This is a genomic window from Moorena sp. SIO4E2, assembly GCF_010671945.1.
In the GTDB taxonomy this organism is placed as follows: domain Bacteria; phylum Cyanobacteriota; class Cyanobacteriia; order Cyanobacteriales; family Coleofasciculaceae; genus Moorena; species Moorena producens.
In genome coordinates this window covers 1-10,011 of the sequence record NZ_JAAHIE010000262.1, presented here as the reverse complement: position 1 = coordinate 10,011, position 10,011 = coordinate 1, and the positions used below count along the sequence as shown (strand labels likewise).

Here is a 10,011-nt window from a genome sequence, read left to right as displayed (position 1 = left end):
CGAGCCGCCTTGATTTTAGGCAGTCCAGAAATGATGTATCGGTAGTATCTTAGGGAACAGGGAATAGGGAATAGGGAACAGGGAATAGGGAATAGGGAATAGGGAGTAGGGAGTAGGGAGTAGGGAGTAGGGAGTAGGGGTAAGAAAATTGACTGCACCTCATAAGTCTGAATAAGTCTGATAAACGCTATCTTTTTTTAAAAAAAACTGATTAATTATGACTTGTTATTGAAAATTTTTAAATCAATGTTTAAGTTGAAATTTGCAATTTTTATATAAGCTATTTAGAGAATTTAAAAATAGCTCATGAAACCAAATCCTGATTTATTATAATACCAAAAATTCCTTGAATCTCTTTCCTAACTCTTCCCAGATCCGCTGTTCCCAGATCCGCTGTTCCCTCTTCTTTATTACCGATTCCCGATTCCCGATTCCCGATTCCCGATTCCCTAAAAAAATCTACCTCACCTCATTGAAAACCGCTAGATAAAACCAACAATGAAAAGACGCAAATTATTAAAACAAGCTAGCTTCCTAACTGCTGGGGGAATGATCTCTATGGGGAGTTGGGTAGCCAGAGGATTAGCAAATACAGCAAATGCTAATCACCGTAAGCGACTGATTGTTATTTTCCTGCGGGGTGGCATAGATGGACTGAATGTAGTTGTGCCATACCAAGACGCTGATTACTACCAAGCGCGACCGAGAATTGCGATTCCTCGCACCGGGGAAAAAGGGGGAGTCTTGGATTTAGATGGTTACTTTGGCTTACATCCAGCTCTAGCTGATCTGATGCCTCTTTGGAAACAGAAAAGTTTAGCCTTTGTTCACGCCAGTGGTTCACCAGACTCCACTCGCTCCCATTTCGATGCTCAGGATTACATGGAAAGTGGCACCCCAGGGATTAAGAGTACAGATGATGGCTGGATGAATCGACTATTAGGGACAATTCCCAAGGAAATACCAACTCAAGCGGTGAATATGGGCACAACAACGCCACGGATTCTATCCGGTCAGATGCCAGTGGCTAATTTACCGATGGGGAGAAATTATAATCACAAGCTGCCTGTAGACCGTCCCCAAATTGATGCTGCTTTTGATCAGCTCTATCGTGGTAATGATGCGATTAATCTAGCTTATCAGGAAGGAAGTGAAGCACGGAAGATACTGCTGGCTGAGCTAAAGGAAGAAATGATGGCAGCTAACCGGGGAGCACGACCTTCCTCTAAATTTGTTGGTGATAGCCGCAAATTAGCCAAGCTGATGGTGGGGGATGCTAAGACCCAACTGGCATTTTTGGCCTTAGGTGGCTGGGATACCCATGTTAACCAGGGCCGTAGTCAAGGACAGCTGGCTCGAAAACTTAAGCCTCTCGGACTTGGGTTGGCTACTCTAGTCAAAGCCTTAGAACCGATTTATGCCGATACTGTGATTGTGGTGATGTCAGAATTTGGCCGTACCCTGGCAGAGAATGGTAACAAGGGTACTGACCATGGACACGGGAATGTGATCTGGGTCTTGGGTGGAGGAGTTCGCGGTGGTAAGGTCTATGGAGAGTGGCCCGGTTTGGCTGAATCCCAGTTGTATGAAAAACGGGACTTAGCAGTAACTACGGATTTTCGTGACGTGCTGATGCCTGTGCTCAGGGAACATATGGAGATTGGAGACTCGAATTTAGCCCAAATCTTTCCTGGTTTTAGGTCTAATCAGAATCTGGGGCTTCTGTAGGGAAACAGAAGTGTCGGGGGAGGGGAGTGCGATCGCACCTCAAGCAGCGTCGGCAATGCCTATAGCGTGACCTAAGGTCAATCGCGTTTTAGTTGATGCCTCGACAAACAGTGCGATCGCGAAGCGTGACCAAAGGTCAATCGCTTTTTAGTTATAGCAGTCGAAGTAAAGCTTAAGACATCTTCTGCTCCCTGCTCCGAACGCGCCCCGCGTGGCCTACGGCCTCAGTCCCTGCTCCCTTTCAACCAAAAGACTATGTCCTAAACTATACTTCCCTTGCTATAAAACCTCGACAAAGACTTCGTACGCTTTTTAGTGAAGCCTCGACAAAGAGTGCGTTCGCACCTCAAGCAGCGTCGGCAATGCCTATAGCGTGACCAAAGGTCAATCGCTTTTTAACTGGAGTTTAGACTAACTGGGGTTTCCCAAGAATGCGATCGCTAATCCAGAATGCGATCGCTAATCCAGAATGCGATCGCTAATCCAGAATGCGATCGCTAATCCAGAATGCGATCGCTAATCCAGAATGCGATCGCTAATCTAGAATGCGATCGCTAATCTAGAATGCGATCGCTAATCTAGAATGCGATCGCTAATCTAGAATGCGATCGCTAATCTAGAATGCGATCGCTCACCCAAGCAATAGTGTGCTCTGAGGGGGTTCCCTGGTCGCCCGAGGCTTTGTGAGTCACGACTATGGTCGTCCGGTAGTGCATCAGCAAAGTGTGGGTATGCCGCGCAAGTCATTCCAACTCCAAGGGGCGATCGCTAACCCAGACCTTTGTGCCGCCGTATTGCCAAAGCGACTATGAACCCAAATCCAATTGAAATAGCTGACTACCAACCTTACTGTTGCCAAGGTCTGCTCCCAGACCTTGGCAAATTTATTCTGTCGCCGATGCCCGAGACCCGTCTGCTGTCGGACAATCCCGTTAGTTCGCTCTAGTTGTTGGGTCTGCTCTTTACCGATGATGTGTCTTACTTGTGGAGGTAAAACTCGCGCTATATCCACCCCAATCATCAGTACGCCATTGTTGACAATCGGTTTTTCCTTCTGTATTCACTATTAATTCTTCGATGAATTGGTCAGTATGTTTACCTACTCTAGCTGCCAGAATTAAGCCCCTTGATGATGCTTGAGTCATTCCAATCCAACAGTCTCCTTCTTTCAATTCATTGGACTGACAGCGAAATTGTTTTTTTGGACAAATGACCAAAATTCATCACCGCTGATTTGTGAGGTTTCAATCTTCTGTACACGGGCATTATGAATCATTTGTCCAATCACCGTAGCTGCTCGCAGCAGGCGTTCCTACCGTATTGTAGGCGAGATTAGTCGTCCGACTGACTCCTCTCAAACTACTTCCCTCTGCATGAGCCTGTAGAACCGTGTGAATTGTTTCGGGTTCAATTTTTCGGCGATAGTAAAGAGTATCAAAAGTAGAAGTGAACGTTTGTTGGCACACTCGACAGTAGTACCGTTGGCTTCCCTTACTAGTTTTGACCTGTTTATGGGTCTTATGATGACCCCATAGATGGCATTCCATCATTCATAGGACTATTTTTGGACAAGATTCATCTTACCACTCCCACACTTCCGCATAGGCACTACCGAATTTTGCTCATGGGGTGCAACAAGTTTGTGGAGAGCAAGTGCGGGGGTCGGTGATTGAGCGAACATCAAAGGAATTTGAAACATTACCAAAACGATGGATCCTCGAACGGACATAAGGCTTGCTGAATCGATTTCGGCGTTTGAGCTGCATATTATGAATTGTACACAACCATTGCGTGAAGGGATGATTTACGGGGAGCTGATTCGTTTAATGACTCGCCGACTGGCTTGTTAAGGTTTTGTTTACAAATCAGCTCTTACTAGACGATCCTTCTCCCCTGATCTTGTGTCTTATCCAAGATTAGGATAGGCAGCAGTCTGAAATAATCCGGAAAATGTCTGAAGCAACCCGCTCCCAACCATAATACTTTTCACCCAGATGGCGTCCGTATCGACCCATTTGTTCAGCTAACTCTCTATTGGACAGTAAATAGTTAATTGCTCCTGCAAAGGCATCGGGATTCTCATAGTCACTGATCAAGAGACCGTTCATATCTGGGATGACTACTTCTGGGTTTCCTCCTCGCATTGTGGTAACTATACAAAGACCTGTTGCCATTGCTTCATAATGAACTCGTGCTAAAGGTTCTTGCCATTGAGATGCACAAACAAAGATGTCACCCATGAGGAAGTACTTCTGGACTTTTGCAGGTGGAATAAAGCCAGTAAAGTAAATTGATTCTTCATAGGTTTTTCCTTGTTCTTTCAGTTGACGAACATATTTATTTTCCTCGTTATGGCCGTACCATTTGCTACCCACCATAAGAAGAAATGTTGATGGGTGTTGTTCTAGAATTTGGGGTAGGGCAGAAATCAGGATATGGGGTCCTTTCTTAATACTTAATCGACCTACATAGACAACGATTTTGCGATCGGTCAATCTGTGAGAACTTAGCAATTTTTGGCGACGTCTAGATCCTTCCGGTGACCATCGGGACTGAAACTTCTCTAAGTCAACGCCTGCATGTACGGGGTGAAGTTTATGTCGGTATTCAGGGAAGAGATCGGCAATTCCATCAGCAATAAATTTGCTGACTGTTATGACTCCTCTAACCTTCTCTAGACAACTCTTAGCAACCTCAGGTTTAATCTTGTCCTCATGAAACATTTCATTGTGCATGCTCAGGAGAAACTGACTACTAGGGCTAGCAGCAGCAATAGAGGGTAAGTATTTAGGGCGATTGTAAAGAATGACTAAATCGAACCTTTCCTCAGCTGCAAATTTAGCAGCTGCTTGGTAGTAAGCCTCAATATCACCTGTCGGGAAGCGCTGGTAGCTGACTCCATTCAGCACATGTTGATTGGGCAAATCTGAATCAGTGACAGAAAAAACACTAACGTCATGAAACTTGCTTAGATAAGGTAGTATTCCGTCAATATAAGTCTGGATTGCACCTCCTCGAATACATGGAACAGGAAGCTTCTCAGTGCAGATTAAGAGGATCCTCACTACTTTGACCTCATAACTTCTCAAATTTGATTACTTTTCTCTGACGACATGATTACTCAGCTATTTGCTGTCCTTAATTTAGGGGCATTGCAAACCTGGTTTTCAGTTCGCTTAGAGTGGTAGCTTGGTTAGACGTTGGACACAACGAGTTCTTCACCAAACTTAGTGGTGACTGCTGATAGCGGGACGCAATCTGCAACCTGATTTTGGGTTTTGTCGAACATCCAAACCTTGAGATCAATCAATGCTTACTAATCCATAATACAGTGTGTTTGATTTTTTTACACGCTAAATATGGGAGCATCCCAATTTGGCACGTTAGCTCTTTTTAGGGGGCTGAAACCCTTGAAATATCGTTGCTTTGGGTAATATTGTTTCCAAAATGGGATGCTCCCCTAAATATGGATTTTATTGCCTTGATTCTCAATGTTATTGTGCCCCCAATGATTTTAGATCACGACTTACGTAAAGACACCAGATATCGAGTAGATTCTGAGCATAATCAATTCATAACTAAAGAAGGTTTTTTAAGTTCTTTAGTTAAATATGAAGATAAACTTTGGTTCTTAATTTTATCAACTGTACATTGATTCAAGTAAGCTAGTATTTTCAGGAAATTCCACACCAAAATAGCACAAGCAATAGGATTTATTTGCAGGGTAATCGCATTTAAATTTGTCAACTGGGTATCAAAAACCTAGGACAGTTTTAAATCATACCTTAATCCCTTCTTCGGCTCATGAAAGCGTCATAAAGAGTTGGCACAATAGGTATGATTATTGGCAGGGTAAGGACGTGCTTCGTAGTAGTTTCCTCTGGCTCTATGGTTCAATTCTCCCAGCACTGGTCGAGCGGTCTCTAACTAGCATAGTTGCCGAGCAACACTTTGAGCAGCATTGTCATTGTCCATAGCCGCACGAAGCGCATTTCATGGCAAGACTTTGCTTTGACGGTTCTCGTTTGAGTAAATTGAGCGACTTGCGTCGCAAAAGCCCCATATAATCCTGTCCATGTCCGGTACGAAGACGGCTGTGGTCTTCCCTAAATGTGACATCGTTCCACCCAAGGTCGGCTATGTTCAATCCCCCAATGGGAGCGGATTGCCCTTGCCAAAATGGTGGCATCAACTCTATCGCTAGTGATGTAAAAACAGACCTCTGTAGTTGTTTTGTTCCAGAGTTGACCAAATCGTTTCACCATCACTACACAGGTCTTGCCCTTCCATTTCGACCGATGGGGCAAATCGGGGACTTGAGTGATGGGCACTACCCAGACTTGCCGATGTTCAATGGGATGATGGCCAGCTTCTGTAGACTCGTCATAGCTAAACTCAATGCCCTCCCACTGGGTTGTCTGTGCCGCCTTAAAGAAAGCCTCCACTCCCAAGTGGAGTTAATCTTGATTCCCTTTGAGTGCCAGGATATAGTCTCCACCGACCGTAAGGATTTGGGCGGCAATATTGCGCTGGGTACCCATGGCATCTAGGGTAATAATTGCACCTTGAATATCCAGTAGGTTCAGCACCACGGGAATGGCTGTGATCTCATTTGATTTGCTCTCCACCCGTTGTTGAGCTAACACCAGATGATGTTCACTCGCCCAGTCACTCACCGTATGTAAGGCTTTGAGTTGCTTTTCCCGATCGTAGGAACCCCGAGCCGTTTTACCATCAATATTGATCAGCTTAATCTCTAGCTGGTTGGTAATCTGCTCCACCCAACTATTGAAGCATTCATGCAACTGAGTTGGGTCAATCAATGCCAAGACTCTCGAAAAGGTATCGTGAGATGGAATACCATGGGGCAATTCCAAAAACGTCTCTAACCATTGCTGTTTCGCTTTGCCATAGGTAATTGCTACCATATTATCTGCCCCAGACAGAACCGCCAAGATGGCGATGGTCACAAGATCTACAAGTTTATGCTTGGGTTCCCGTTTGACTCTCGGGTCATCCAATGCCTCAAACTGATTAATCACGCTATGTTTGAGCTGTTTCATCTGAGTTGAAAGGGGGGATGGGGTGGGAGCACTAAAATCAATAGACATCAGGGCCGTTGAGAATGTGAACAGACTGATTTAATCTCTATCCAATTTCCTTGATTCTGGAGAAATTGTCTAGTCTGAATTGAGCCAAAGCAAACCTCTGCGCCAACGTCTATTTTGTCAAGTACAATTTATACAAAATAGCTGGGATTACCCTGGATTTATTTGGATTCGAGATTTACGACACTGACAAGATTGTATGCCAGTCAATGTCTTGATGCAATAGCGAGTGGTTTGAAGTTACCGTAAGAGAGTGGAGCCTTATTAAAAAATATTTAACCCTTTTCTGCATAACCTGCCGACATTAAAGGCGACCCTCTCTAAGGTTTCGTCTCCGGGGAAACCACGGCAATAGCGAGTGGGGGAGACCCCCACCTCATAAGGGTAGGTTTTTTACAAAGACCTCAGGTGTGGGGTGTGGGGCGTGGGGTGTGGGGTGTCTCATAAGGGTAGGTTTTTAACAAAGACGTGAGCTGTGGGGTGTGGGGTGTGGGGTGTGGGGTGTGGGGGATAAGAAAATATACTTAATTTGTCGTTAAAAATCATCATTGTCTTGATGCAATAGCGAGTGGTTTGTTCGCGAAGCGTCGCCTTTGGCGATAGTTACCGTAAGACAGGGGAGCCTTAATCAATAAGTTTTAATCATGCATCTGCATAGCCTACCAACCATAAAGGCTCCCCTGTCTAAGGTTTCGTCTCCGGGGGAAACCCCCTTTGGCCGACTGCATCGCTTCTTCAGGTGCGACCCGTGGCGAATTTAATTCTTAATAGGTCAAGCGCACCTAAGTTGTTTTCCTTTTCCTCTCCTGAGGTTAAGTCCGATGTTTTACCCAAATGTAAAAAACCTACCCCTATTCCCTACTCCCTATTCCCTACTCCCTACTCCCTACTCCCTACTCCCTACTCCCTACTCCCTACTCCCTAGCTTGCCTTGTTTTTCCAAAACCCTGGTCAACTGAGCCTTTACTTCATAATTTTCGGGTTGGATCTGGAGGGCGATTTGGTAGAAAATGATGGCTTGGTCTAACTGATTTTGTTTGACTAATGTATTGCCTAACTGTAGATACAGTTCAGGATCGTTGGATTGTATCCCTAATGCTTTGTGATAATTATCGAGATTATCTGGATTAGTCCTAATGGCTCGACGATAACAGCTGATTGCTTGATCTAAATCTACCTGGACTCTTTCTCGAAGCACATTTCCTAATTTTTCGTGTATCTCGGGGTGATCTGGCTTTAACTGTATAGAGCGACGGTAGGACGCTACTGCTTGATCGGACTTTCCCAATTGAACCAAGACACTTCCTAAACTACTGTGTAACTGAGGATGGCCTGGATTTAATTCAATAGCACTGCCATAGGCGGTAAGGGATTCATCCCAACGCTGGAGTTTGCTGAGGGCATTTCCTAAGTTTTGGTAAAATTCAAAGTACTGGTTGGGGCATAGGGCTATGGCTTGGTTTAAGGCAGCTACTGCTTCGTCTAATTTGCCGTGTTCGGTTAAGGCTAGCCCTAAATTATGGTGAGACCAGGGATTATAAGGATTGAGTTCTATGGCTCGCTGGTAAGCTGTTGCTGCTTCATGCCAATTCTGTTGTGTTAAGAGTAAATCCCCTAACCAATGGTAAGATTCACAACAGTTGGGATTGATATCGAGAGCATAGCGATAGGCTGCGATCGCTTCCGCTATTTTTCCCTGTTCTCGCAAACTATCTGCCCATTGGTGAGCGGCTAGCCAAGGGTCTTGTGATGGGGGTTCATAATCTGGTTCTTGCCACTGTCCCAATTCTTCCAATGCTTTGCGCAAGGGGTAGTATAACTCAGGATTTTCTGGGCTGAGGTCAATGGCACGACCATAAGCGGTAACTGCTTCCTGCCAATGCTGGAGTTGGGTGAGAGCCTCCCCTAATTTGTGGTAAAACTCAAAGAACTGGTTAGGGGATAGGGCTATGGCTTCTTGATAAGCAGCTACGGCTTCTTCTAGCTTCCCTTGTTGGGCTAAGGCTAAGCCTAAATTATGGTGAGTCCAAGCATTGTAGGAATTGAGTGCTATGGCGGATTGGTAAGCTGCTGCGGCTTGCTCCCAATTCTTGTTTTCTCGATATAAATCCCCTAGCCAATGGTGAGACTCAAAGCGGTCGGGATTGGTTTCAATACCATCGCGATAGGCTGCGATCGCTTGCTCCAATTGTTTGGTTTCTCGCAGAGCATCCGCTAAGCTCTCTTTAACCCGATTTATGCTGGGGTTAATGGCTATAGCGCTACGGTAAGCGGTAATGGCCTCATACCATCGAGTTTGCAAGCTCAGACTATCCCCGAGATTTTGGTAAACCCAAGCTGGCTGGTCTTGATTTAGTGCGATCGCATTTTGGTAAGAGGCGATGGCATCGTCTAAATTTCCCTGTTGCTGCTGACATTGTGCCAAGTTAGGATATACTACTTTCCCATTTTCTGGGTCACACTGACTTGCTTCCTGGTAAGCGCAAACTGCTTCATCAACTCGATTGGTTTGCCTCAGAGCATCCCCGAGATTTTTGTAGATCCAAAACGGATGGCTAGGATTGAGTGCGATCGCATTTTGGTAGGATGCGATCGCGTCTTCTAAATTTCCCTGTAGTGCTTGAGCTTGTCCTAAATTGTGATAGAAATCCGGATGGTCTGGCTCGAACTGCATCCCGTCCTGGTAAGCCACCATCGCCTGATCCAGTTTTCCTTGGGCCCTCAGAGCATCCCCGAGATGTTTGTAGACCCAAAACGACTGTTGGGGATTGAGGGCAATTGATTTTTGGTAGCTTGCGATTGCACCTTCTAAATCCCCCTGCTGAGCCTGAGATTGTCCCAAAAGGTGATAAATTCCTGGATTATCTGGCTGTAACTCAATTGCTTCCTGGTATGCTGCAATTGCTTCACTCTGTTGTCCTTGCTGTCTCAATTGATTTGCAATACTTACAGAAGTTTCAACCATAGCTAGTTCTATTTGGGAGCGCATTCTAATACTGTTTCTTAATACTGTTATTTAACGATTGTTAAAAACTTGTATTCGAGCTAGCAGTTTTTAATCGAATTGATTGTGGTATCTTAATGATTCCACCAAGACTATCTTATAGCTATAAGATTATAGCTATAAGATTATAGCTAATCAATTCGATTTTCTTATCTAAAATAGCGTTTGTAT

At 44.8% G+C, this 10,011-nt stretch carries 5 protein-coding genes and 2 pseudogenes; 3 read left to right on the top strand and 4 right to left on the bottom strand.

Features of this window, described 5'->3' with window-relative positions; translation table 11 throughout:
• The first annotated feature begins 346 nt into the window (after positions 1-346).
• Both F6K37_RS23140 and F6K37_RS23135 read left to right on the top strand, forming a co-directional pair.
• Positions 347-490 (top strand): hypothetical protein, encoded by a 144-nt coding sequence (locus tag F6K37_RS23140; RefSeq protein ID WP_154659692.1) that lies wholly within the window; start codon positions 347-349, stop codon positions 488-490.
• Positions 491-498: 8 nt separating this feature from the next.
• Complete coding sequence (locus F6K37_RS23135) at positions 499-1,728, top strand: DUF1501 domain-containing protein (protein ID WP_008180434.1); 1,230 nt, start codon at positions 499-501, stop codon at positions 1,726-1,728.
• 715 nt (positions 1,729-2,443) lie between these two features.
• On the opposite strand, the pseudogene F6K37_RS23130 reads toward F6K37_RS23135, so the two are convergent.
• The 3 genes and pseudogenes from F6K37_RS23130 to F6K37_RS23120 form a co-directional block, all read right to left on the bottom strand.
• Positions 2,444-3,278 (bottom strand): annotated as a pseudogene (locus F6K37_RS23130) (IS1 family transposase).
• Between the two features lie 366 nt (positions 3,279-3,644).
• On the bottom strand, positions 3,645-4,793 hold the full coding sequence (locus F6K37_RS23125; protein WP_287252373.1) for a glycosyltransferase family 4 protein: 1,149 nt from the start codon (positions 4,791-4,793) through the stop codon (positions 3,645-3,647).
• A 1,041-nt stretch (positions 4,794-5,834) separates the two neighbouring features.
• Positions 5,835-6,791: pseudogene (locus tag F6K37_RS23120) on the bottom strand (ISAs1 family transposase).
• Between the two features lie 793 nt (positions 6,792-7,584).
• Between F6K37_RS23120 and F6K37_RS23115 the strand changes: the two are divergent.
• The gene (locus F6K37_RS23115) at positions 7,585-7,761 is read left to right on the top strand and encodes a hypothetical protein (protein WP_165691812.1); all 177 of its coding nucleotides are present in this window, start codon (positions 7,585-7,587) and stop codon (positions 7,759-7,761) included.
• On the opposite strand, the gene F6K37_RS23110 is transcribed toward F6K37_RS23115, so the two are convergent.
• The gene (locus tag F6K37_RS23110) at positions 7,744-9,801 is read right to left on the bottom strand and encodes a tetratricopeptide repeat protein (protein ID WP_161603145.1); all 2,058 of its coding nucleotides are present in this window, start codon (positions 9,799-9,801) and stop codon (positions 7,744-7,746) included. The two genes, F6K37_RS23115 and F6K37_RS23110, sit on opposite strands and share 18 nt — an antisense overlap.
• Positions 9,802-10,011 lie beyond the last annotated feature (210 nt).

Bases quoted from the DNA above. Each gene is read 5' to 3' on its own strand.
- F6K37_RS23135 (WP_008180434.1), top strand. From the start codon at position 499: ATGAAAAGACGCAAATTATTAAAACAAGCTAGCTTCCTAACTGCTGGG.
- F6K37_RS23110 (WP_161603145.1), bottom strand. From the start codon at position 9,801: ATGGTTGAAACTTCTGTAAGTATTGCAAATCAATTGAGACAGCAAGGA.